Origin of the sequence: Psychrobacter sp. LV10R520-6, from assembly GCF_900182925.1 — a bacterium.
GTDB lineage: Bacteria > Pseudomonadota > Gammaproteobacteria > Pseudomonadales > Moraxellaceae > Psychrobacter.
Genome location: NZ_LT900024.1, coordinates 1,757,791 through 1,781,710, shown reverse-complemented (window position 1 = coordinate 1,781,710; position 23,920 = coordinate 1,757,791). Strand labels below are relative to the sequence as shown.

21 protein-coding genes and 1 pseudogene are annotated in these 23,920 nt (G+C 43.7%); 14 read left to right on the top strand and 8 right to left on the bottom strand.

Annotated elements, in window-relative coordinates; translation table 11 throughout:
- The first annotated feature begins 34 nt into the window (after positions 1-34).
- Positions 35-1,411, top strand: a complete 1,377-nt coding sequence (locus U1P77_RS07420) for a Na+/H+ antiporter family protein (protein WP_321154407.1) — start codon at positions 35-37, stop codon at positions 1,409-1,411.
- Between the two features lie 252 nt (positions 1,412-1,663).
- On the opposite strand, the gene U1P77_RS07415 is transcribed toward U1P77_RS07420, so the two are convergent.
- Both U1P77_RS07415 and U1P77_RS07410 read right to left on the bottom strand, forming a co-directional pair.
- Positions 1,664-1,978 carry a hypothetical protein gene (locus U1P77_RS07415; protein WP_321154406.1) on the bottom strand — a complete coding sequence of 105 codons (315 nt, stop codon included), beginning with the start codon at positions 1,976-1,978 and terminating at the stop codon, positions 1,664-1,666.
- Entirely contained in the window at positions 1,978-2,667 is a 690-nt protein-coding gene (locus tag U1P77_RS07410; protein WP_321154405.1) for a 5-formyltetrahydrofolate cyclo-ligase, read from the bottom strand. Before U1P77_RS07410 ends, U1P77_RS07415 begins: the two co-directional genes overlap by 1 nt.
- A gap of 143 nt (positions 2,668-2,810) precedes the next feature.
- On the opposite strand from U1P77_RS07410, the gene fumC reads away from it, so the two are divergent.
- Entirely contained in the window at positions 2,811-4,214 is a 1,404-nt protein-coding gene (gene fumC, locus U1P77_RS07405) for a class II fumarate hydratase (protein ID WP_321154404.1), read from the top strand.
- Between the two features lie 87 nt (positions 4,215-4,301).
- Here fumC and U1P77_RS07400 read toward each other — a convergent pair whose 3' ends face one another.
- From U1P77_RS07400 to U1P77_RS07385, 4 genes are all read right to left on the bottom strand, one after another.
- The gene (locus U1P77_RS07400; protein WP_321154403.1) at positions 4,302-5,111 is read right to left on the bottom strand and encodes a MipA/OmpV family protein; all 810 of its coding nucleotides are present in this window, start codon (positions 5,109-5,111) and stop codon (positions 4,302-4,304) included.
- Between the two features lie 50 nt (positions 5,112-5,161).
- Positions 5,162-6,088: a rhomboid family intramembrane serine protease gene (locus U1P77_RS07395; protein WP_321154402.1), complete on the bottom strand. Its 927-nt coding sequence runs from the start codon at positions 6,086-6,088 to the stop codon at positions 5,162-5,164.
- A gap of 95 nt (positions 6,089-6,183) precedes the next feature.
- Complete coding sequence (locus U1P77_RS07390; protein WP_321154401.1) at positions 6,184-7,392, bottom strand: alpha-hydroxy acid oxidase; 1,209 nt, start codon at positions 7,390-7,392, stop codon at positions 6,184-6,186.
- 50 nt (positions 7,393-7,442) lie between these two features.
- Positions 7,443-7,763, bottom strand: coding sequence for a glutaredoxin family protein (locus tag U1P77_RS07385; RefSeq protein WP_321154400.1), 321 nt, complete (start codon positions 7,761-7,763; stop codon positions 7,443-7,445).
- A 197-nt stretch (positions 7,764-7,960) separates the two neighbouring features.
- On the opposite strand from U1P77_RS07385, the gene mtgA reads away from it, so the two are divergent.
- From mtgA to U1P77_RS07360, 5 genes are all read left to right on the top strand, one after another.
- Positions 7,961-8,647 (top strand): monofunctional biosynthetic peptidoglycan transglycosylase, encoded by a 687-nt coding sequence (mtgA, locus tag U1P77_RS07380; RefSeq protein ID WP_321154399.1) that lies wholly within the window; start codon positions 7,961-7,963, stop codon positions 8,645-8,647.
- A 256-nt stretch (positions 8,648-8,903) separates the two neighbouring features.
- Positions 8,904-11,060, top strand: coding sequence for a polyphosphate kinase 1 (ppk1, locus tag U1P77_RS07375; protein WP_321156652.1), 2,157 nt, complete (start codon positions 8,904-8,906; stop codon positions 11,058-11,060).
- A gap of 364 nt (positions 11,061-11,424) precedes the next feature.
- Complete coding sequence (locus U1P77_RS07370) at positions 11,425-11,691, top strand: hypothetical protein (protein WP_321154398.1); 267 nt, start codon at positions 11,425-11,427, stop codon at positions 11,689-11,691.
- Between the two features lie 169 nt (positions 11,692-11,860).
- A complete protein-coding gene (locus U1P77_RS07365) occupies positions 11,861-12,274 on the top strand; it encodes a hypothetical protein (protein WP_321154397.1) in 414 nt (137 codons plus the stop codon).
- A gap of 95 nt (positions 12,275-12,369) precedes the next feature.
- On the top strand, positions 12,370-12,597 hold the full coding sequence (locus tag U1P77_RS07360; RefSeq protein ID WP_321154396.1) for a hypothetical protein: 228 nt from the start codon (positions 12,370-12,372) through the stop codon (positions 12,595-12,597).
- A gap of 134 nt (positions 12,598-12,731) precedes the next feature.
- On the opposite strand, the gene U1P77_RS07355 is transcribed toward U1P77_RS07360, so the two are convergent.
- On the bottom strand, positions 12,732-13,484 hold the full coding sequence (locus U1P77_RS07355; protein ID WP_321154395.1) for a MiaE family protein: 753 nt from the start codon (positions 13,482-13,484) through the stop codon (positions 12,732-12,734).
- 876 nt (positions 13,485-14,360) lie between these two features.
- Here U1P77_RS07355 and U1P77_RS07350 point away from each other — a divergent pair.
- Positions 14,361-16,559 (top strand): malate synthase G, encoded by a 2,199-nt coding sequence (locus U1P77_RS07350; RefSeq protein ID WP_321154394.1) that lies wholly within the window; start codon positions 14,361-14,363, stop codon positions 16,557-16,559.
- A gap of 143 nt (positions 16,560-16,702) precedes the next feature.
- Here the strand turns inward: U1P77_RS07350 and tnpA are convergent, their stop codons facing one another.
- The gene (gene tnpA / locus U1P77_RS07345; protein WP_321154393.1) at positions 16,703-17,113 is read right to left on the bottom strand and encodes an IS200/IS605 family transposase; all 411 of its coding nucleotides are present in this window, start codon (positions 17,111-17,113) and stop codon (positions 16,703-16,705) included.
- Positions 17,114-17,161: 48 nt separating this feature from the next.
- On the opposite strand from tnpA, the pseudogene U1P77_RS07340 reads away from it, so the two are divergent.
- The 6 genes and pseudogenes from U1P77_RS07340 (at position 17,162) to U1P77_RS07315 (ending at position 23,843) form a co-directional block, all read left to right on the top strand.
- Positions 17,162-18,317 (top strand): annotated as a pseudogene (locus tag U1P77_RS07340) (RNA-guided endonuclease InsQ/TnpB family protein).
- A gap of 341 nt (positions 18,318-18,658) precedes the next feature.
- Positions 18,659-19,777 carry a porin gene (locus U1P77_RS07335; protein ID WP_321154392.1) on the top strand — a complete coding sequence of 373 codons (1,119 nt, stop codon included), beginning with the start codon at positions 18,659-18,661 and terminating at the stop codon, positions 19,775-19,777.
- A 209-nt stretch (positions 19,778-19,986) separates the two neighbouring features.
- Positions 19,987-21,621 carry a CTP synthase gene (locus U1P77_RS07330; protein ID WP_321154391.1) on the top strand — a complete coding sequence of 545 codons (1,635 nt, stop codon included), beginning with the start codon at positions 19,987-19,989 and terminating at the stop codon, positions 21,619-21,621.
- A 293-nt stretch (positions 21,622-21,914) separates the two neighbouring features.
- Positions 21,915-22,790, top strand: a complete 876-nt coding sequence (gene kdsA, locus U1P77_RS07325; RefSeq protein WP_321154390.1) for a 3-deoxy-8-phosphooctulonate synthase — start codon at positions 21,915-21,917, stop codon at positions 22,788-22,790.
- Positions 22,791-22,829: 39 nt separating this feature from the next.
- The gene (locus U1P77_RS07320) at positions 22,830-23,093 is read left to right on the top strand and encodes a heavy-metal-associated domain-containing protein (RefSeq protein WP_321154389.1); all 264 of its coding nucleotides are present in this window, start codon (positions 22,830-22,832) and stop codon (positions 23,091-23,093) included.
- Between the two features lie 525 nt (positions 23,094-23,618).
- Positions 23,619-23,843: a heavy-metal-associated domain-containing protein gene (locus tag U1P77_RS07315; protein ID WP_201558427.1), complete on the top strand. Its 225-nt coding sequence runs from the start codon at positions 23,619-23,621 to the stop codon at positions 23,841-23,843.
- Positions 23,844-23,920: the final 77 nt, after the last annotated feature.

The following is a 23,920-nucleotide window of genomic DNA, read 5'->3' as shown; positions in this document are numbered from 1 at the left end:
GCTGGCTAGAAATTAAAGGAAAAGGGGCGAGAAGATGACAATCAATGCGGTGCTATTGGCAGTAGTCATTATGCTGGGACTTTCACTGGCGCGGGTACACGTGGTGCTTAGCTTGCTTATTGGAGCGCTGGCAGGTGGACTGATAGCTGGCTTAGGTGTGACAGATACCTTAGCGGCGTTTCAGGAAGGTATCCGAAATGGCGCACAAATCGCGCTGTCTTATGCACTATTAGGTGCGTTTGCGGTAGCGATTGCTCATTCAGGACTGCCGCAGTCATTGGCAGGCGCGGTTATCAAGCGTATTGATGCTGGGGGCACGAGCGGTATGATTAAGTACACGCTGTTTGCTGGCCTGGTGATGATGAGCTGCTTTAGCCAAAACTTAATCCCGATTCATATTGCCTTTATTCCGCTCTTGGTGCCGCCATTGCTATTAGCGTTTAACCGCATGCAAATTGATAGACGCTTGATTGCCTGTTTGATTACCTTTGGGCTAGTAACCACCTATATGTTCATTCCATATGGGTTTGGCGATATTTATCTCAATCAAATTATGCTCAAAAATGTCGGTGAAGCTGGGATTGATGTGTCTAATATTTCAGTCACCAAAGCGATGGCAATTCCAGCATTGGGCATGTTCGTTGGTTTATTAACGGCGGTATTTATCAGTTATCGCAAGCCGCGTCAGTATAAACAGCTGGCAATTGATAAAGAAGCGCATGATGTGGTAATAGAGAGTGCGGCGGTAGAAGGTGATGCTTTAAGTAAAACGGCCGCTGCTGCGCAAACACAAAGTAAGCTTAAAACGCTGGTGGCAATCGTGGCTATTGTCACGGCCTTTGTGGTACAGCTCTATACTGATTCTTTATTGCTCGGCTCCATGTTTGGTTTTGGGGTCTTTATGGCGACGGGTGTGGTCAAATGGAGTGAGGCGGATACAGTATTTAACGACGGTATCAAGCTGATGGCGATGATCGGCTTTATTATGATTACCGCGCAGGGCTTCGCTGAGGTGATGAAAGCCACCGAACAAATTCAACCTTTGGTTGATGGTGCGACAGCGTTATTCGGAGGCAATAAAGCGATGGCAGCATTCATTATGCTACTGCTTGGCCTAATTGTGACCATGGGCATTGGCTCATCGTTCTCTACCATTCCTATTTTGGCCGCGATTTACGTGCCGCTATGTCTCTCTTTGGGCTTTTCTCCATTGGCGACGGTCGCGATTATTGGCACGGCTGGCGCACTAGGGGATGCCGGTTCTCCAGCTTCAGATTCGACCCTTGGTCCGACTTCTGGTCTGAACGTTGACGGACAGCATGATCATATTAAAGACAGCGTGGTACCGACCTTTATCCATTACAATATCCCGTTATTGGCGTTTGGTTGGATTGCGGCGATGGTATTGTAATAAAAACGATTTACCTTGTTCATAATGGTCATCTACTGTTGTCCTTCTTAAATAAAGCTATAATAAAGTATCTTATTAAACAACTTAAAAAAACTGGATAACGTTGCGTAGGGTGCGCCCTGCGCACCAAGAACAGAATTACGACCAACCATCGGTGCGCGGGGCGCACCCTACAACTGCTGCTATACTTATTATCGAGTTTTATAAGTAATTTAAATCGATTGGGCAGTTTATGCTCGCAGTTAGGACCATTCATTGGTTATGATTGTCCTCGTTGAAATCCTCTACCTCACTAGATAAGCTGCCTAAGAACTCATCGCTTTGATTGAGCAAGCTCTGCAATTTTTCTGTATTCACAAGACGAGAAAGCTCAGCCTCACTAAAACCTTGCTCCTGAATCTGCGAAGTTTCAAGATTTTCATTATTACTATTTTCCAAACCTAATAAATGTTGCTCGACGCTATCAGCTATAGAATCTTCTTGAGCTTGTGTTTCAGAACTTTCTGCTAAAGAGTTTTCTACTCTAGAGTTTTCTTTAATAGACTTAATGCGTTTATCGTCTGTCATCAAAACCACCTTATTCCACTTGGGGTAATCAAGCCATCAAGCGGCACATCCCACGGCTGTCTTGCAAGCTGATCCACCACTTGGAAGTCATAACACCAGCCTATCTTTAATGGTTTTTTATAGCCGGATTGATAGTTCTTGGCAAGGGTAGTGTCGTAAAATCCGCCGCCCATGCCCATACGATTGCCATTATTGTCGACCGCCGTTAAGGGACAAATAATCACGTCCAATTCGCGCGCCCAAAGCAGTTTACGATGCTGGTTTTGTTTCATGCCTAAGTTATGAATGCGTGTCGGTATATTTAACAATTTTGCATGATAAATGGGTACAAAGCGCAGTCGCTTATCATCATGTCCCAGTGAGCCAACCACTGGCAGATAAGGCTGATAGCCTAAGCGCTTACACCAATCTAGCAGCTGCTGAGTAGGCAGCTCGCCAAAGCCATCATAATATAAGCCAATCCGCGCGTTAGCTGGTAGGCGCTGCTGTAGCTTAGTCAAATGCAAGCTGGCATCACGTGCGCGCCGCTGACGTTCGTTATCGGTCAGCTTTCTACGCTGGCGGGTAAATTGCCGTCTAGGCGGATTGCTAGGCTTAGATTCTTGTACTTCAGTATTTTTTAGCTCAGGGCGCATAGGTATACTATCCAATAATGTAGCCGATCGATGTGGGCTGGTACTTTTAGACATCAGTAATGCCTATTTGTGAATATTCAACACGGCCTAGTCATGCTATCATAATGCCACTTTATATCTTATTTCTTTTACGTGCAGCGGGTGTTGCACTTTTAACGGATCAGCTATTCAACAATAAACCATCAAAGAGGGCAGTTATGTCGACACAGAATCAGGCAACTCGTACCGAAAAAGACACTATGGGCAACGTGGAAGTCCCAGTTGATGCCTATTGGGGTGCACAAACGCAGCGCAGCCGCGAAAACTTCAAGATTGGTGGCGAGACTTTACCTCGCCCGATGATTGAAGCAATGGCACTGGTCAAAAAAGCCGCTGCTATTACCAATACCAGCCTTGAGCGTTTAGATGCTGACAAGCGCGATTTAATCGTGCAAGCAGCCGATGAAGTGATTAATGGCGGATTGACCGACCAATTCCCACTAGTCGTATGGCAGACCGGTTCTGGTACTCAGTCGAACATGAATATGAACGAAGTATTGGCCAATCGTGCCAATGAGATTGCTGGTTCTGAGCGTGGTAGCTATCAACCGATTCACCCAAATGATCATGTCAACCAAGCGCAATCGACCAATGACAGCTTCCCAACCGCCATTCGTGTGGCTGCTGCTCGTCAAATTAATGGCTTACTTATTCCAGCAATCAATGCTTTACGCGATACTTTGGATAAAAAAGCCAAAGAATTTGATAGCATTGTCAAAATTGGTCGTACCCATTTACAAGATGCCACACCTTTGACTTTAGGCCAAGAGTTCAGCGGCTATGTCAGCCAGCTTGACCATTCATTGGTACGTATTGATAACGCCTTGCAAGGTCTATATGAATTGCCACTAGGCGGTACAGCGGTCGGCACGGGTCTCAATGCGCATCCTGATTATGCGGTAAAAGCAGCTGAGCAATTGGCGACGTTGACAGACTTGCCATTTGTGACTTCGCCGAATAAATTTGAAGCATTGGCTGCTCGTGATGCGGAAGTCTTTGCATCAGGCGCGCTAAAAACGCTAGCGGGTAGTCTCAATAAAATCGCTAATGACGTCCGTTGGCTGTCTTCAGGTCCACGCTGCGGTATCGGCGAGATTACCATTCCAGAAAATGAGCCAGGCTCATCAATCATGCCAGGTAAAGTAAACCCAACCCAATCAGAAGCCATGACTATGGTTGTTGCGCAAGTAATGGGTAACGACACCACCATTAATATGGCAGGCGCGTCTGGTAACTTTGAGCTAAACGTCTTTAAACCTGTAATTGCTTTTAACTTATTGCAATCTATTAAGCTGTTGGGTGATGCATGCAATAGCTTCAATGAAAACTGTGCTGCCGGTATTGAGCCAGTTAAAGAAAAAATTGACTATTACTTGCATAACTCTTTGATGTTAGTAACGGCATTGAACCGTCACGTCGGTTATGAAAATGCGGCCAAAATTGCTAAGACTGCTTACAAAGAAGACAAAACCCTTAAGCAAGTTGCGGTTGAGTTGGACTTGCTGACTGAAGCGCAGTTTGATGAGTGGGTAACCCCTGAAGATATGGTCCATCCTTCTTAAGTAAAAGAATCGGTTGTTCTAGTTAAATAAAAAAACCTTGTCACGTTATGTGGCAAGGTCTTTTTTTATCTAAAAAATATAAAAACCCTAGAACTTATACAACAATCCAAGCGTAGTCGCGGATTCAGTTCTTGAATCAACCATAGGGCTATCATACTGCTCATTTGATAAATAACTCAGGCTTTGATTGGCAAATCCTGCCCATTTATCACTAAAGTCATAGTTGGCGCTAATATTGACATAAGGATTTAAACTACTGTTAGACTCATAAGCATCAACGCCTGTTGTACGCGCTGACTCCTCATCACTAACCCCGTAATAATAATTATTATAGTCCGCATCATGATACTCAAAGCCTATGCTTGGGTGGACCGTTAGTTTGTTTTTACTGATTCTAGCAATGTATGATAAACGGCCAGTGTTGCCACCACTACGATCTAAGATATCGGTTGCGAACTGAGCTCGAAAACCACCGACAGGGGTGCGACGCTGGTAAGTCAGACCCGCTGCTGCTGATATTTTACGTTCATCAAGACCGGCAAGCGCGCCATTGGCGTCATCAGGGTCGAACGAATTACCAGCGAGTTGGACCGAGGCGGACAGCTCGTTGGTGCCATCATTAATCAGATAGGCACCAGCTTGAGCACCACGAGCATAGAATCTATTATTGTCATAAAACACACCAGGCAATACGCGTATTTCGCTGCCGTCTGTATCATAAGCGGTATTAGCCATTAAAACATTTAAGCCGACACTTAACTCAGCGTCTGGCTCAGCGGGTAGGTTCTTAAAAAATGCGGCGCTAGCGATGCCAGAAGTACTAAATAAAGCAGCACCGATCAGGCCCAACAGTAATGTACGGCTATTGATAATAGGTGTGGCTGATAAATTAGACATAGTCAAATCTCATAGTTAGATAGAGGGGAGGCTTGTGGTGTGGGTCAAAGTTATTTACTGGCTGCCAGTACTTGTAATATTTGGTTGTGAATATCCAACCACCACCAAACAAAGGCGATAGTTATTAATAGCATTATTATCCACGGTAACCATTGCCAAATGATGGCAGGCTTTATGGTAGTGGGTGTTGTGCCTTTAGCATTGTTTTTTACATCGATATAAGCAGCATTGACGTCTGTATTTATAGTAGAGTTTACAGGGATATCGCTATCGTTATCAGCATAAATATCGCTACTGCTAGGATAATTGACGTAATGGGTTTGATAAGTTGGCACAGACGCTTTTAGCGCTATCGTACGCTGCCGATGAGCGATTCCGATAGATAGTGCAATCACCAAGCCAGTAAGTGCGCCGCCAATATGTCCAGCATTATCAATCCCCGGTACGGCAAAGCCATATACTAAGTTAATACCCATAATGAATATCAGGCTTCTAAGGTTTAGCATCATGCCATTGACAGACATTTTAAAGAAGGTCGCTATCAATAACGCCGCACCAATTCCCATAATACCACCGGACGCGCCAGCGGATATCCCCGGTTGCGCAGTTTCGTTTAGAATATCTTGCCAAGTGACGTAACTATTAAGCAAGTTACCGCCGATTGCGGCTAATAAAAATAGCACCAGAAATTTAGCCGAACCAAACATCGGCTCTGCAATCTGTCCGAAGAAGTACATGGCAAAGCCATTGAATAGTAAATGCATCAAGCCAATATGCAAAAACGCACTGCTTATGAGCCGCCAAGGCTCATCTACCATGGTATAGGGCAGCGCATTAGCGCCCCAGCCCAGTAGCGCTTCCGTTGACGGATTATTGGCATCAACGCCGGACAATACTTGTACGATATACAGTCCAATAAAGCTGATTAATAATAAAGTAGTGACAGGCGCGGTTTTAAACAGTTGCTGGATAGTCATAAATCCGGATATCAGTTAATAATAGTATGTTTAGAGTATAAAGGGTATGGCCAGTATAAAGAAAGCGGCTATAAAGAAAGCGGCTATAAAGAAAGCTACCAGCGCATAGGTGCCACGTAAGGCAAGGCAGTCTTAAGATGCTCGTAGGTACCTTTGACTAAGATATCATCGCGCACTTCATTGATATCGGTATGACCACAAAACGCCATGCTGATATCACATTCGTTATAAATCAGCTCAAGTGCTCGGCGGACGCCATCCTCACCATACGCGCCAAGACCATATAAGAATGCGCGGCCAATCATCGTGCCATTTGCGCCTAATGCCATCGCTTTGAGTACATCTTGCCCAGAACGAATACCACTATCGAGCCAAATCTCAATCTGACTGTCCTCAGCGCGCACCGCTTGTACGATATCGGCTAGGGATGCAATGGAAGAGGGCGCACCATCTAATTGACGACCGCCATGGTTGGATACCACCAGCGCATCTGCGCCGCTACGAGCAGCCATTATCGCATCTTCGGGTTCCATAATCCCTTTGATAATCAGCTTGCCACCCCACATGTCTTTGATACGTGCCACATCGTCCCAGCTCAGCGCAGGATCGAACTGCTCAGCCGTCCACGCTGATAGTGATGAGATATCTTCGACGTTTTTAGCATGACCGACGATATTACCAAAGGTACGGCGCTTGGTACCCAACATATTCATACACCATTCCGGTTTGGTCATCAGGTTTAAGATATTGGCAAGTGTTGGTTTTGGCGGTGCGGATAGACCATTTTTGATATCCTTATGACGTTGCCCCAATACTTGTAAATCGGCGGTCAGGATTAACGCTGAGCAATTCGCATCTTTTGCACGGCGAATTAGATCAGCTATAAAGTCCATATCGCGCATCATATATAGCTGAAACCAAAACGGCTGGCTGGTATGTTCTGCCACATCTTCAATAGAGCAAATACTCATGGTCGATAGTGAAAACGGTACGCCAAACTTTTCTGCTGCCTGTGCCGCGAGAATTTCTCCATCGGCCCACATCATGCCGGTAAAGCCAGTTGGCGCAATAGCAACCGGCATTTTTACTGGCGTACCAAGCATTTCAGTGGCAAGCGAGCGCCCTTCCATATTTACCAATACTCGCTGACGCAGTTTGATACGGTCAAAGTCAGTTTCGTTATTGCGGTAGGTGGTCTCGGTCCATGAGCCTGAGTCCACGTAGTCATAAAACATGCGCGGTATCTTGCGCTGCGCCACTTGTCGTAGGTCTTCAATTTCAGTAATTTTGCTTAAATCTTTCATGGCTGTCTCATTGTTAGGTTTTTCAATACGGTGTCAGCAAGTGCTCATTTCTATGCCAGCTGCTGCAAATCCATTACCGAAAAGGGATAGTTCAAACGTTTAGAAGGTGTCAGCAGTACTGGAATGGTCGTGGCAAACGCCATCATTAATGGCTCACCAAATTCTGCGATATCGACATCTTGATAAGTAATAGGTTGCACGGCTTGAAAGCGTGCCAGAAGATATTTGGCCTCAGTACATAAATGGCAGCCAGACGTGCCTAATAACCACCACTCATCCTGACATTCAGGGGTACCAAGACTGGGTAGCGCTGTGATAATTCGTGCCCGTAGCTGTTCTATACTGTCATGACTATTTGCGCTTATACTCATATCTGGACTCTTAATTTAATATTTTAGTGATACTAGGCCGTTTCTATATGATAAAGAAACGGTGCAAATAATGACAGTGCCAGTGACAGAGATAGTGAGATTGGGTAAGATAGCCTACGGTTTATCATTACTTAAACGATTACCCAATCGATTTTATTGTTTTTATTACTCCTCTTAACCATTCGGATATCGCACGCATGACAAGTTTTGGCAAAATTATCAAACGACTGTTTTTGGCAGTAATGCTATTGGTCGTGGCTTTTCATGTGCTGGTCGCAGGGTTACTGGTTATTTGGAAGACTCAGCCGATTAATAACAGCATGTTTATGCTGACTCATCGGCTCACTGGAGGCAGCGTGACTCAAACATGGGCTGAGTATGATGCGATTGCCAAATCTGCCAAGCAAGCCGCTATTGTCAGTGAAGACTCGACGTTTAGCCAACATAACGGCTTTGATATAAAGGGCATCAAGGCGGCGCAAAAGAAGAACGAAGCCACTGGTAAAATGTCAGCAGGCGGCTCGACCATCACTCAGCAATTGGCAAAAAATTTGTTTTTAACCTCGCACCGCTCTTACATACGTAAAGGTGAGGAGGCAATTATTGCTGTCATGATTGAAACCATATGGGACAAGCAGCGTATCTTAACTGCTTATTTGAATGTGGCAGAGTTTGGTAATGGTATCTATGGGATTGACGCCGCTGCCCATCATTATTTTGATAAGTCTGCGGCCAACCTCAATCGTGATGAATCAGCATTATTGATTGGCATGTTGACCAATCCAAAATACTACGAAGACAACCGCAGTGATAGAAGCCTACGTAATAAACAACGCATTATCAAAAAACGTATGAAAAACGCGGTATTACCGCAAAGTGCTTAGATTTTTAATCTTCAGAGTCAAAATGTAATATAAATAAAGTAATATGAGTAAGATACTGTCAGAAAAGTAATAACAGTAAAGCTATTACTATACACATTTGCAGCGTGGCCGAGTTGAGGTAATATTGATTCTAGTCACCAAGAACAGTAACGAATAACAATAAGGGAGCAGTGAAATGGCGCGTGCGAATGATCAGCAGGACATTAATAACAACAACAGCATTGAGAACGAACCCAGTATTGATAACAAAACCAATATGAATACTAAAGATAGTGATGTTAAAGAGAGCAACAATCTCACCCAGATTGGCTGGCAGCGCTCAGAAGATGGCAGTTATTCTCCAAATAGTTATATTAATCGCGACTTGTCCTTATTACAGTTTCATCTGCGCGTATTAGCGCAAGCGGCCAGTCCGCATCACCCTTTACTTGAGCGCTTATTCTTTTTGATGATCTTTTCATCGAATTTGGATGAGTTTTTTGAAATTCGGGTCGCGGGCATTATGCAAAAGCTAAACATCGGTGATATCTCGACCAGTGTTCACGGTATGCGGCCCAGTGAAATTCTGAATGAAATATCAGCAGTGACCCATGATGCTATTGATGAGCAATACCGTATACTTAACGAAGACATTTTACCGGCCCTAGCTGAGCAGGATATTCGTTATCTAAAGCGCGATGAGCTTAATGCCGAACAGTCGGCATGGATGAAACGCTACTTTACCGAGCAAGTCTCGCCGGTATTGACCCCAATTAGCATTGATCCGGCACACCCGTTCCCGCGTCTGGTGAACAAGAGCCTAAACTTTATTGCTACTTTAGAAGGCAAAGATGCCTTTGGTCGTGATATCAATCTCGCTATTGTGCCGGCGCCGCGTAGTCTGCCGCGTGTGATTCGTCTACCTGATGAGCTGACTGGTGGTAAAGAGCATCATGTGATGCTTTCTGCGATTATTCATGAGCATATTGGTGAGCTGTTCCCCGGAGTGAATGTTACTGGCTGTCATCAATTTAGGCTCACGCGCAATGCTGATCTAGACTTGGCAGATGATGTTGAGGATATTGCCAAGGCCCTTGAAGGCGAGCTTGAAAACCGCCGATTTGGTGATAAGGTACGCCTTGAGGTTACGACCGAATGTCCTACTAATATCTGCGATTATCTCCTCAATGAGTTTGAGCTACATGACAATCAGCTGTATCGGGTCAATGGGCCGGTGAACTTAACGCGGTTGTTATTTGATTTTAATATTCCAGAGCTGCGCTATCAGCCCTTTACTCACATCGTGCCCAAGCCATTTCGCCGTGACTTTGATAAGTTCGATAAAGCCACTAGTATGTTTGCCTCTATACGTAAAGGCGATGTCTTGGTTCATCATCCTTTTCATGCTTTTTCACCGATTGTTAATTTACTATGGCAAGCCGCTAACGATCCAAAAGTGTTGGCGATTAAGCAAACGCTATATCGCTCAGGGACCAATTCGGAGATTGTCCAAGCGCTCGCCGCTGCTGCTCGTAATGGCAAAGAAGTTACCGCCGTCATTGAACTGCGTGCGCGCTTTGATGAGGCTTCAAATATTGCAGTGGCTAATTATCTACAAGAAGCGGGTGCAGTGGTGGTTTATGGCATTGTCGGCTATAAAACTCACGCCAAGCTCATGCTCATCGTGCGCCGTGAGGACGACCGAATCCGTCGCTACGTGCATTTAGGCACCGGTAATTACCATGCGGCTAATGCCAAGGTTTATACTGACTACGGGCTATTCAGCGCCGACCCTGATATCTCTGAAGACGTTCATAAGATTTTTCACGAACTTACAGGTATGGGCAAACCGGCTAACCTCAAAAAACTATTGCATGCGCCCTTTACCTTGCATGATAAATTAATGAGCTTTATTGATGATGAGATTGCTCACGCGAAAGCGGGCAAGGACGCGTATATCATTGTCAAAATCAATGCTCTGACAGAACGACGTCTGATCGATAAGCTGTACGATGCCTCGCAAGCAGGCGTCAAGATTGAGCTAATTTTACGCTCTATGTGCTGTCTGCGTCCGCAAGTGCAAGGTTTATCTGAGAACATTACCGTGCGCTCGGTTATTGGACGGTTTTTAGAGCATACCCGCATTTATTATTTTTATAATAACGGCGATCAACGTCTGTACTGTGGTAGTGCCGACTGGATGGACCGCAATTTATTCCACCGTGTTGAAGTCGCCTTTCCGATTGAAGATAAAAAGCTATTCGAGCAAATCTATCAAGACGGATTATTAAATTATCTACAAGATAATGTCCAGGCTTGGTTACTTAGTGGTGATGGCCACTGGCAGCAAACAAAGCCGATAGCAGGTGAGCCATTACATATCGCACAAAATCACTTATTAAAAGTTATCAATCATGTTGGCGATCCAATTTAGCTAAGCTATTTACCGAAGTTGCTCAATAATGCTGCTTAAATTAGCTACTCAAGTAAGCCAACGCCTCTTATTATTTGTTAGACCAAGTGTGGGAATTTACCTACGCTTGGTTTTTTGCTTTTACAACTGAGCAAAAAAGTTACAAACTGTCTGGCAACTTCACATATATTCACATATTGATACGGCAGTACACTGGTGGAGTACCAAATACTTTGCTTATAATTAATGCCAGTCTTATACAGCGATGAAAAGTAGTAATAATGACATCTGGCTTTATTAACTATTAATTCAACGTACATGACTATCAACTCAACAACTAATTATAACCGCTTAAATTTTAGTCTATAAATGCGAGGGACACGAGATGACCATCCAAGATACTACTCATAAAAAGCCGAACAACGAAGAAGTAGTGCCTGTTAAAGACAGAACAGCCTTAAAACCTGAAAATACAGAAGACAGCTATGAAGGCCGCAAGCACGAGCCAGACATAGACGGTCCGCAGCAAGACTCACAGGAAACAGATGAAATCTATTCTGACCCTCGTAAGGAAGAGGACTTACCAGCAAGCGGCAAAAACGTCGGCGACTTAAATGCTCTTGATTTAAGCCAAAAAAGCAATGAAATCTAAAAGCAGTTAGATCCAAAAGCAGCCATTAGAAAGGCTATCTGCAAGCTGGCTTTCAACGGTAAAGTAAAATCAAATATTTAGTTTTCGACGACAGCCGTTCAAGACCCTTAAAGAATTTTTTCTAAAGATCCTACAACTTTCAAGAACACCCTATTTCGAGGATAATATAATGGAAACTAAAGACCCTGCATTAACAAAAACGCCCGCTATAGCTGGTGACGAGACTGCTGGTAATATCACTACTGATCCAGTAGCGTCCAATGAGCAATCAGCAGCATTGGCAGCGACGCATAATGACAGCTTTCACGATAGTGACGATGAGATAGAAGAAAATACTACAGTAAACAAAGGTACCGACACTTTTCAAGAGTCCATAGTAGGTTCAGAGCATGTCAACGAGGGAGATAACGAAGCTCGTCAGCCAGATCGCCGGGACCAAAAAGGTAATTCGTTCGATGAAGGCATTAACGAAAATACGGTTGGTAGCGAAGCACCAAAAAGCGAAGGTATTACTGACATGAATCGTTATACGAGTGTCGATAACGCGCAAACCCGTATTTTAAACCCTGATGAGAAAGATTAAGTTTGGACTTAAATATTATTCAAAAGCCAAACATAAAAAATAAATATAGGTATATGAATAAAACGACCTAACAAACATCATGATAAGGAAATGTTATGAATACGCCAAAGGATGTTAATAGCATTGACGAAGACGATCAGAAGGGCAATGACAAAAACTATAAGCTAAAAGATGCTGATGATAACGAAGGTATCGTGCCTGACGATGCGTTACAGAAGGTTAATCCAGCCGCAGCTGAACGAATAACTGCTGATCATGATCCGCATAATGTTGCAAAGGGCCATAAACAATATGATAGTAGCTTAACTGAAGGTAATAAATAACGTCAGGTAAAGTAACTATCAGATAATTGGTACAACAAAACAGGTTAGCATTAGAAGACAGTAACGCCATAGGCACTGCTGTTTCTACGTATTCCACACAGTCACTTTATTAAACAGTCACTTTATTAAGTAGTTTAGCCAACAGGTACGCCGCTATGAAAGCGCAGATCGTGGTCTGGACTATCAATCAGTTCAGCTTCTACCTCTTTAAAGAGGGTAACCCGCTCATCGATATTATCATCCGATAACGACTGCGCTAGAGTCAAATAATCTTCAAAATGGCGACTTTCTGACTTTAAAAGATAGCGATAGTATTTAGCCAGTCGCTCATCGTCAATGACTTCTGCCAGCGCCGCAAAGCGTTCACAAGAGCGCGCCTCAATAAACGCCCCGATAATCAATACATCTACCATCGCTGCTGGCTCATAAGTGCGCTTGTGCTTCAGCATGCCTTTAGCATATCGACCCGCGCTAAGATATTCCCAGTCCTGCCCACGCTCATTCATAATGCCTAGCACTTGCTCATAATGTAGCATCTCTTCGCGTATCAGCTGGGCTAACTTACATTGCAGATCATAAGAAAACTCATAACGAAAGATTAGATTCATCGCTGTGCCTGCCGCCTTCTTTTCGCAGTTGGCATGATCTTGAATGATTAATGGAAGATTGCTAAGCGCCGCATCAACCCAAGCTTGCGTGGTTCGACCGCCCAAAAATCCATAAATAGGCGATAGATCGACTTTTAACGGCGTGCGCAGCTGCGCAATATCGACACTGTCTCCTTCGATGCTTCCTATAGTAGTTATATCAGACTTTGTGTCAGTATCTATATTTTGATTGGCTGCTGTGGGAGGAGTCCTACTAACGTAATTACTGGTAGTCATCATAGTTTAGTCTTTGTTGAGATAAGGGTAGTGGTGGGTCAGAGGTACGTACTGTCGTTATGATACCGATCACAATAACCATATTAGCAAGATTGTGATCGGTAGATGCCGGTTTGTTATTAGATATTGTCACGATCGCAGTACAAGCAATAGAAAAAATTGGCTACCATAGATACCAGTTAAGCATAATCAGGGTCTGTAATAATTACTTACAGTTTATAGTTACTCGTAGGTCATTTCTTCATAGGCGTCCTATTATACCTTTAGAGGCAGACGGACTATAGGCTATCACGGGTATAAAAGTACGCTATTTATTTCATGAATGGCATTTTATTGTTTATTTCATTATTTGATAGTAGGATGAGATTTGCTTTTGCAGCGTTTTATCTTACTATTGTTATCTTATCATTAGTAGTTGCTGGCGAGGGTAGCCAATAGTAGATAAGGTCTGCTCCCAAAGATAATGACTGGATAATAGCTGAATGTCACAATGAGATTGAAGTGGCTTTTACGAGAGCCATTCTTCATACAAGGCGTTTTTTATCACTACAATCATGTTTTGAGAAAATGAAACCTCCGAATATGACAGCCATCAGTATTTTAGAGGCAAGCGCTATCAAGCTAGTGTGTTACTGATATCAGCATGCTTTTAGTGGCGTTCATTATCAGTTGCTACCAGTAGCACATAATTAACTGACAGTAATTGATAAGCCTTTCAGTTATATCGTTTCCATCAAGTAGCAGCAGGGCAGTTATCAAATTTGCTTGGCGTCTCATTCAAATTTGGACTGAATGTCATGCGTTAAGCCAGTGTTAATGTAAGCTGTCAATGACATAAACCAAAACCAATAAATTTTACGAATACATAAGGACACCACTATGAGCCAGTCTTCTCACGTCAATCGTATCCAAAAAGGAATTCTTGCAATCGACGAGCAGCTTTATGACTTTATTGAAAATGAAGTGCTGCCTAAAGTTGGTGTTGATTCAGACAGTTATTGGTCAGGTTTTGAAAAAGTTATTAAAGCATTTACGCCGCGCAATAAGGCACTACTGGCTACCCGTGATGAGATGCAAGCCAAGATTGATCAGTGGCATTTGGACCATCCTGCCAAAGACGGCACGATTGATTACCCTAAATACAAAACCTTCTTACAAGATATTGGCTATCTGTTACCAGAAGGCGATGACTTCACAGTAACCACAGACAATGTCGACGACGAGATTGCTCATATTGCAGGACCGCAGTTAGTGGTTCCAGTACGTAACGCCCGCTATGCGCTAAATGCTACTAACGCGCGCTGGGGCAGCTTATACGATGCGCTGTATGGTACTGATGTTATCAGTGATGACAAGGGTCAAGAAGCCAAAGGCGGTTATAATCCTAAGCGCGGCGCCGCTGTTGTGGCCTATGCTAAAAAATTCTTGGATGAACATTTTGCGTTGGTTTCAGGCTCATATAACGATGTGACTGGTTTCAATGTGGTAGACGGTAAGCTTGAAATCGCACAAGGCACTAGCAGCACCCAGCTACAAGATTCCGCTAAATTCGTAGGCTATGTTGGCGATGCTAATAGTCCTTCTGGTATTTTGCTTAAAAACAATAAGTTGCACGCTGAGATTCAGATCGATAGTAACCATCCGATTGGTAAAGACGATCCTGCCTCTATCAAAGATGTGCTGCTTGAGTCAGCGATTACTGCCATTCAAGATTGTGAAGACTCAATCGCTGCGGTTGATGCTGGAGAGAAGGTCGAAGTCTATCGCAATTGGCTAGGCCTTATGAATGGCGATTTACAAGAGACATTTGAGAAAGGCGGCAAAACCCGCACGCGTAAACAAAACCCAGACCGTGAATATACCACGCCAGATGGCGGTACGCTTACTCTACCCGGACGCGCACTACTGTTAATCCGTAACGTGGGTCACTTGATGCAAAACCCTGCCATCTTAGTCGATATGGGTGACGGACAAGAAGAGATCTTTGAAGGGATTATGGACAGTTTAATTACCCCACTCTTGACCCTGAACGACATCAAAGGTAAGAACGAGCTATCGAACTCACGCAAAGGCTCAATGTATATCGTTAAGCCAAAAATGCATGGCCCTGATGAAGTTAAATTTGCTGATGACTTATTTGCAGCATCTGAAGATGTGCTTGGTCTACCACGCAACACCCTTAAGATTGGCATCATGGATGAAGAGCGTCGCATGACGGTCAACCTCAAAGAAGCCATTCGTCAAGCCAAAGAGCGGGTTATCTTTATCAATACCGGCTTTTTAGATCGTACGGGTGATGAGATGCATACCAGCATGAATGCCGGACCCTTTGTCCGTAAAGGTGAGATGAAGTCGCAAGCATGGCAGCCTGCTTATGAGCAATGGAACGTTGATATCGGTCTAGAAACTGGTCTGCAAGGTCGTGCTCAGATTGGCAAAGGCATGTGGGCAAAACCTGATGAGATGAAAGAGATGATGGATACCAAAGCGGCCCATCCAAAATCTGGTGCCAGTACGGCTTGGGTTCCCTCACCAACAGGGGCTACCTTACACAGTATGCATTATCATCAAGTGAGCGTGTCTGACGTTCAGGACCGCCTAAAATCACGTGACCGTGCAAGCCTAGATGACATCCTCACTATTCCATTGGCAAAAAACACCAATTGGACAGAAGAAGAGAAGCAGCAAGAGATTGATAATAATGCTCAAGGCATCTTAGGCTATGTCGTACGCTGGGTAAACCAAGGCGTTGGTTGCTCTAAAGTACCTGATATCAACGATGTCGGTCTTATGGAAGATCGCGCGACTTTACGTATTTCCAGCCAGCATATCACCAACTGGTTACATCACGGCGTTGTTAGCCAACAGCAAGTGACAGATACAATGCAGCGCATGGCCAAAGTCGTCGACGAGCAGAACGCTGATGATCCTGATTATCAGCCTATGGCTACTGACTTGGCGAACTCATACGCATTCAAGGCGGCCTGTGATTTGATCTTTAAGGGTCGTACTCAACCCAGTGGCTATACTGAGCCATTATTGCATCAAGCACGTCTAGATCTAAAAGCCAGTGCTTAAACTAATTTGATAGTGATTCGATTATGCTAGGGATGCGGTACTGATAATTAGACTCTATTCATAGACATAGTTACGAACGAGGGTCAGTTTATCAAAAAGTGCCGTAAAACCACGTCGTTCTAGGGCGTGGATGTAAGGCATTTCTAGTTAGGTACTTGCTGTTGGTCGATATATTGTCTAATAACTTCAATTGAAGCCCCGCCACAGCTTGAAGCAAAATAACTGGGCGACCACAGTGCGCTACCCCAAAGTTCTTGATTGATAGAAACGTAGTTTTTTTTACGAATCATTCTGCTAGACACCCCTTTTAAGCTATTTACTAAAGATGAAATGCTGACTTTTGGCGGGTAATTAACCAAAAGATGCACATGATCTTCTTCACCATTAAACTCTACGAGCTGAGCATTAAAATCCTGACAGACCTGATTTAATATTAAGCTCAGTTCATCTAACCCCTCTTTGGTAAATACCTTTCCTCTATATTTAGTAACAAAGACCAAATGAACGTGAAGATTGTAAACAACGTGTCTACCACGCCTTAATGTGTTTAACATACCATTAGACCAAATGTAAAATAACAATAAATCATTATAGTTTAAACTATGAAAACACTCAAGCTACGTATCAAAGATAAGCACGCCAATCAGTTAAATAAGCTGTCTGGCGCGGTGAATTTTGTGTGGAACTATGTGAATGATTTGAGTTTTAAGCACTTGCAACGCACCGGGCATTTCTTTTCAGCATACGATATAGCAGCTTATACCAAAGGCAGCGGTGAATTTCTAAATCTGCACAGCCAAACCCTTCAAGCGATCACTGAAACCCATGCCAAAAGCCGCAAGCAATTTAAGAAAGCAAAACTGAATTGGCGCACTAACAACCCTAAAGCCAAGCGTAAAAGCTTAGGCTGGATTCCTTTCAAAAAATCGGCCATCAAGTATTTAGGTGTCAAGAAGGCGGGTAAGAAAAGCCTTAAATCCACTATTCAATTCAGTCTTGCCAAAGGTAGAAATCTGACTATTGATGTGTGGGATAGCTACAATTTAGCCCTCTACACCATCAATACTTGTGAATTAGTACAAGACAGTCGTGGTCTTTGGTATGCGTGTGTGACGGTTAAAGAGCATTCAAATATTGAGTGTGGTTATGGTGAAACTGGCATCGACTTAGGATGCAAGGATTCAGCGACGACAAGCGACGGTGATACCTTAGTAACCAAATTAACCCATAAATACGCATCAAAACTAGGCATCGCTCAACGCGCTAAGAATAAAAAGAGGGTCAAGGCCATTCATGCCAAGATCAAAAACACCCGCCAACACCTGATCCATGCTTTTACCAGTAAACTCGTCAAAGATAATAACGTAATCATCGTTGGTAAGCTTCAATCAAAATCATTCACCTCAACCAAACTAGCCAAATCCGTCTATGACGCAAGTTGGTTTGAAGTAAAACGGCATGAGCGAGGATAAAGTAAAGCACTGCTTTGCCCGAGCGCAAGGCGTAGGGCTATGCCTGAAGTTAACTTACAAATGCGAGAACGCAGGTTGCCAATACTTAGAAGTGAATGAAAGCTACACCACCCAAACCTGTTCGTGCTGCGGCTCACGCCAAAACAGTCCGAAAGGTAGGACAGATTTGAGAATAAGAGAATGGCTTTGCGAGTGCGGTGTCACTCATCAACGCGACGTTAATGCGGCAAAAAACATTCTCGCGCTCGGGCTTGAGCGTCTAGCAGTAGGAATCACCGTCGTTTAGGGCGGTGAGGAAGTCAAATGGGCGTCATTATGAAAGTTTGAAAAATATGTTGCAAATTATGTCAAAGTTGTTATGCTTATAGCCGAAGTATGAGTTTGGTAACGGGTGTTACACAATAGAGCGTTAAAGACCTAAGTTTACATAACAGTTACCTTGTCGATCCCAATTATGTAAGTCATTGTTTTTTTCATCTTACGGTAATAAAACTCCGCCACACTTGTTTCTGACTAATCTCGGTAGCCAGTTACACATTATATCTTTGAGGATTTGTGACGATACCATTATGGGCACCAGCTAATCTTAGCTAGCCTATTACTAAAATTGTAAAGTGGAGATACCCCATGAAAAAATTACTTTTAGCTTCAGCAGTTGCTGCTTTATCTGTATCTGTATCTGCAGCCAACGCAGCACCGACTGTCTATGGTAAAGCATTCGTTACCGCCAACTATGTCGACGCTGAACTCGATGGTCAGTCTATGGACAACACTAGCAATGTCAACGAAGATAACAGTTCAGTACAAGTCAGCTCACACTCTTCACGTATCGGCTTTAAAGGGTCTGAAGCAATGACGGCCAATACTGATGTTATCTATCAGTTAGAGTATGGCATTGCTATTGATGGTTCAGACAGAAATTTTAAAAGCCGTGATACTTATCTAGGTTTTGCAAATAAAGATCTTGGTGAGTTCCGCTTTGGTCGTAACTACTCAGTGACTGATTATATAAATAACGTGTCAGTCAATGAAGGATATTGGGACAATATCGGCTCTAGTAGTCTTGATGTCGACAGCAACGACAACGACACGCTCAGTGAGGCTTTAACCCTGACCGATGGTGGACGTGTTGATAATTCAATCGTATGGATTGCACCTAAATATAATAACCTACCATTAGAGCTAGCTCTACAGTATAGTGCTGATGAGGCTTTTGTATCTGACAATAATGACCGTGACAGCGGCTTTGGTGCTTCATTGATGTTTGACCAAGGTACTGGCTACACTGCTGGTGTTGCTTATGATAAAGACATGAGTATTACTGGTGGTGAAATTCTCCGTGGTAGTGCTAGTGTTGATCTAAGCAAGTATGTTGCTTATCCTGTCACTTTAGGCGCTCTATATCAACAAGTAGACTTCGATTCTGGTGATGATGAAGAGAAGGGTTTAGTAGTAAGTGCGGAGATGGGTCTAAGCAACTTTGCCCGTCCAGCCTCTGTTTATCTTCAGTATGATAAGACTGACAATCTAGGTGGTGTTAACAGCAATGATTCAGATCAAATCGTCTTAGGCGGAAAATATATGTTTAAGAAAAATATAATTGCTCATGCCTATGCGGGTTACAACTCTGCTGATTTGGAAAGTGATCTGGTTGTGGAAAACAATGATAATACTCCTGACACTCTTTTCGCACGTGGCGATGCTGATGTATTCGCCATCGGTGGCGGTCTAGAATACAAATTCTAAGCCCAACTATTAGATAGCTAGTATGCAAAAAGACTCATCCTTCGGGGTGAGTTTTTTTGTTATGGTTGTTTTAAATAGCCAGCATCTCATAATAAGCAAACGCTAAAACCTCAGAGTTTCAGAAAGTTTCAGAGAGTTTGCGCTTTTGCCCTATATTTTATGACGTATTTTTAGTAAAATCCTTCTTTACCAATGACCGACAGAGTACTATGACCAAGTTTATATTTGTGACCGGTGGGGTAGTGTCCTCACTAGGAAAAGGTATTACCGCCGCCTCTCTTGCTGCGATCCTTGAAGCGCGCGGCGTCAACGTCACCATGACCAAGATGGATCCGTATATTAACGTCGATCCAGGCACCATGAGCCCGTTTCAACACGGTGAAGTATTCGTCACTGAGGATGGTGCGGAGACCGATTTGGACTTGGGCTACTATGAGCGCTTTTTACGCCATTCAAAAATGAGCAAAAGTAATAACTTTACCAGTGGTCGCATCTATCAGAACGTCCTTAATAAAGAGCGTCGCGGTGAGTATCTTGGTGGTACGGTGCAGGTTATTCCGCACATCACCGATGAGATTAAAAGCAAAATCCTTGCCAGTGGCGTAGGTTATGATATCGCCATTATCGAGATTGGTGGTACGGTCGGTGATATCGAGTCGCTACCCTTTATGGAAGCAGTACGCCAGATGCAAGTGGAGCTGGGTCGCAACAGCGCTATGTTGATGCATCTAACCTTGGTTCCCTATATCGCCAGTGCAGGTGAAACCAAAACCAAGCCGACCCAGCATTCGGTAAAAGAGCTGCGCTCTATCGGTCTGCAACCTGATATCCTGATCTGCCGCTCTGAGCATCATATCTCTCTCGACAATCGCCGTAAGATCTCGCTATTTACCAACGTCGAAGAGCGTGCGGTCATCATGTGTGAAGACGCGCAAAGCATCTATCAGATACCACGTACCCTCTATGAGCAAGATCTTGATGATTTGGTCTGTGAGCGTTTTGGGCTCGATTTGCCTGAAGCCGATTTGAGCGATTGGGACAAAGTAGTCGCCGCTCAGCTCAATCCAGAGACTACCGTAACGGTAGCCATGGTGGGTAAATATGTTGAGTTACCTGACGCCTATAAATCCATTAATGAGGCCTTACTGCATGCGGGCATCACTCATAAAGCGGCAGTCAAGATTGACTATGTTGATGCGGAGCGCTTAGAGGATGATGATGCTTTATTGGCGCAATTGGATAATGCTGATGCCATCTTAGTCCCCGGCGGCTTCGGTGAGCGCGGGACGTTTGGCAAGATTAAAGCCATTACCTATGCTCGTGAAAACAAGGTGCCGTATTTAGGTATTTGCCTGGGTATGCAGCTGGCGGTAATCGAATACGCGCGTAATGTACTCAATATTGATGCCAATTCTTCTGAATTTGATCGTAAAACTGCTGAACCTATCATTGGCCTGATTACGGAATGGTTAGATGAGCGTGGCGAGCTCCAAATCCGTACCGATGATTCAGATTTGGGCGGCACCATGCGTCTAGGCGCGCAACAAGCAGAACTGGTCGCTGGTAGTAAACTCAGCCAAATCTATGGCGCTAATACCATCACCGAACGTCATCGTCATCGCTATGAGATGAATAACCGCTATATTGAGCCGTTAGAGCAAGCGGGTATGATGATGTCAGGCTATTCTGCCAAGCAGCATTTGGTTGAGGCGGTAGAGATTGCCGATCATCCTTGGTTTATCGCTGTCCAGTTCCATCCCGAGTTCACCAGCTCTCCACGTGGTGGTCATCCGCTGTTTAATAGCTTTGTAAAAGCAGCAAAGAACTATAGTGAGAAAAAGTAACTGTTATCAATAATACGTACAAATAACGCGAATAAATAATGATTTGAGTGCGTATATTGTCATAACGATTATTAAAAAAGACTGATCTGCGGATTGGTCTTTTTTTATATCTAGTTTTTGGATACAGCTTTTATCTCTGGCTTTTGAATAGAGCTTCTGTAAATAAGCGGACTTGTTTCCGTGCAGATTGTTATTGAACGTAGCTAATTGCGTTCGTGCACTTCTCTTTATCTCACTATCGGTTACAATATGTTTAGAAACAGTGATAACAATAATTAGGATACCTATTTATCATGGATAATTTATTAACCGCGCAGTCGCATATTCAGCTCGATAGCAGTGATAACCGCACAATTAATATCGGTAATGATCAGCCGTTTGTATTGTTTGGTGGGATGAACGTTTTAGAATCCAAAGCACTGGCGTTTGAAATCGCTGAGCAATATATCGATATCTGCCAGCGTCTGGGTATCGGCTATGTGTTTAAGGCCAGCTTTGATAAAGCCAATCGCTCAAGCTTGCACTCATTTCGTGGGCCCGGTTTAGAAAAAGGTGTTGACTGGCTAGGGCAAATCAAAGAGAAGTATCAAGTACCGATTATCACTGACGTTCATGAGCCGTATCAAGCTGCGCCAGTGGCAGAAGTTGCTGATGTTATTCAGTTGCCAGCGTTCTTATCAAGACAGAGCGATCTGGTATCTGCTATGGCCAAAACTGGCGCGATTATTAATATTAAAAAAGCCCAGTTTTTAGCCCCGCATGAGATGCGTCATATTGTTAATAAATGCCTTGAAGCCGGTAATAATAAGCTAATCTTATGTGAACGTGGTAGCGCCTTTGGTTATAACAATCTAGTTGTCGATATGCTGGGCTTTGACACTATGAAGCAGATGGATGTGCCCGTATTCTTTGATGTGACCCATAGCTTGCAGCAACCAGGAGGGCGCAGTGATAGCGCCGGTGGTCGCCGTGAACAGATTACTACTTTGGCGCGCGCTGGTATGGCAACCGGCTTGGCAGGTCTGTTCTTAGAGGCGCATCCCAATCCCGAGACTGCAAAGTGTGATGGGCCTTGCGCGCTACGTATGAATCAATTAGAGCCATTTTTGCGTCAATTAAAACAAATTGATGACTTGGTTAAAGGCTTTGAGGTCTTAGATACTCAGTAATAAAATCGACAGTCAAAGACATAATAAGAGGATAAGATAATGGCGATTAAAGTTGCAAAAGTGAGTATCGAAAACATTGACGATGCCGAAGGCGTTGATAGTGTAATGGTAGCATTGAAAAACATCACCGGGGTGACCGCTATTGATCTTGATACTAATACTAGTACTGCTTTGGTGCGTTATGATGATACCGATACCAGTATCCATGCGTTTACCGCAGCGATCAGTATGGTAGATTATGTTACTCAGCCGTATCCTATCGATGCGCCCAAAAACCCGCATTATCATGATGAGCAGTCATGATGAGTAGTAAAGGTACTAAAACATCACTAATGACTTAACGCTAACAGGGCTGCTTTTTTGAAAGCTAGCCGTTATGTAAAAGTTACGTGTTAACTCTGCAATGATTAAGCTGGTAATAAAATCTCTACCAAACTTGCTTGATGTTAAGGTCGATATCGCTTAACGTAGTGACTAGCTAACTTATAATAGTTATTAGGGCGTGTTGAACATTCACAAATAAGCACTGCTGATAGCTAAAACTGTTCCAGACAAGATGCAAATTGACGATAATGCAGATGCCTTAGCTAGATTTGCTACACAGTATGGGGCAGTTTTAGCATTAGCCCGAAGGGACAGGACTCTTTTTTGCCGCTACTTTGTCAAAACTATCCGCTTAGAGTGACTAAACTAGATACTTTTGACTTTGAATCGCCTAAAAAATAGTCGCTGTCAGTGTTATGGTCGAATGTTCAACACGCCCTAGTTAGTCTATAAAAATTCTCATAAATAATAACCCCATTAATAGATAACAATAAGGAGCCTAACATGGCGAACCAAACGCGTATTATTAAAATTGACGGCATGACTTGTGAAAAGTGTGTTGAAAGTGTGCATAGCACAACTGGCGATATTGATGGGCTACTTAGCCTTACCGTCGAGCTGCCAACCAATCAGGCGACCGTGACTTTTGACGACAGCATCACCAGCGCTGAAAAGATTGCTGCTGGCATCGAAGAGGCGGGATTTGAAGCTACCGTAGCTAACTCATAAGTTAAGTAAATTGTAATTGACATCGGAATGACAAGACCAGCTGCTATAGCTGGTTTTTTAGTGGCTGAGTGGTAGTA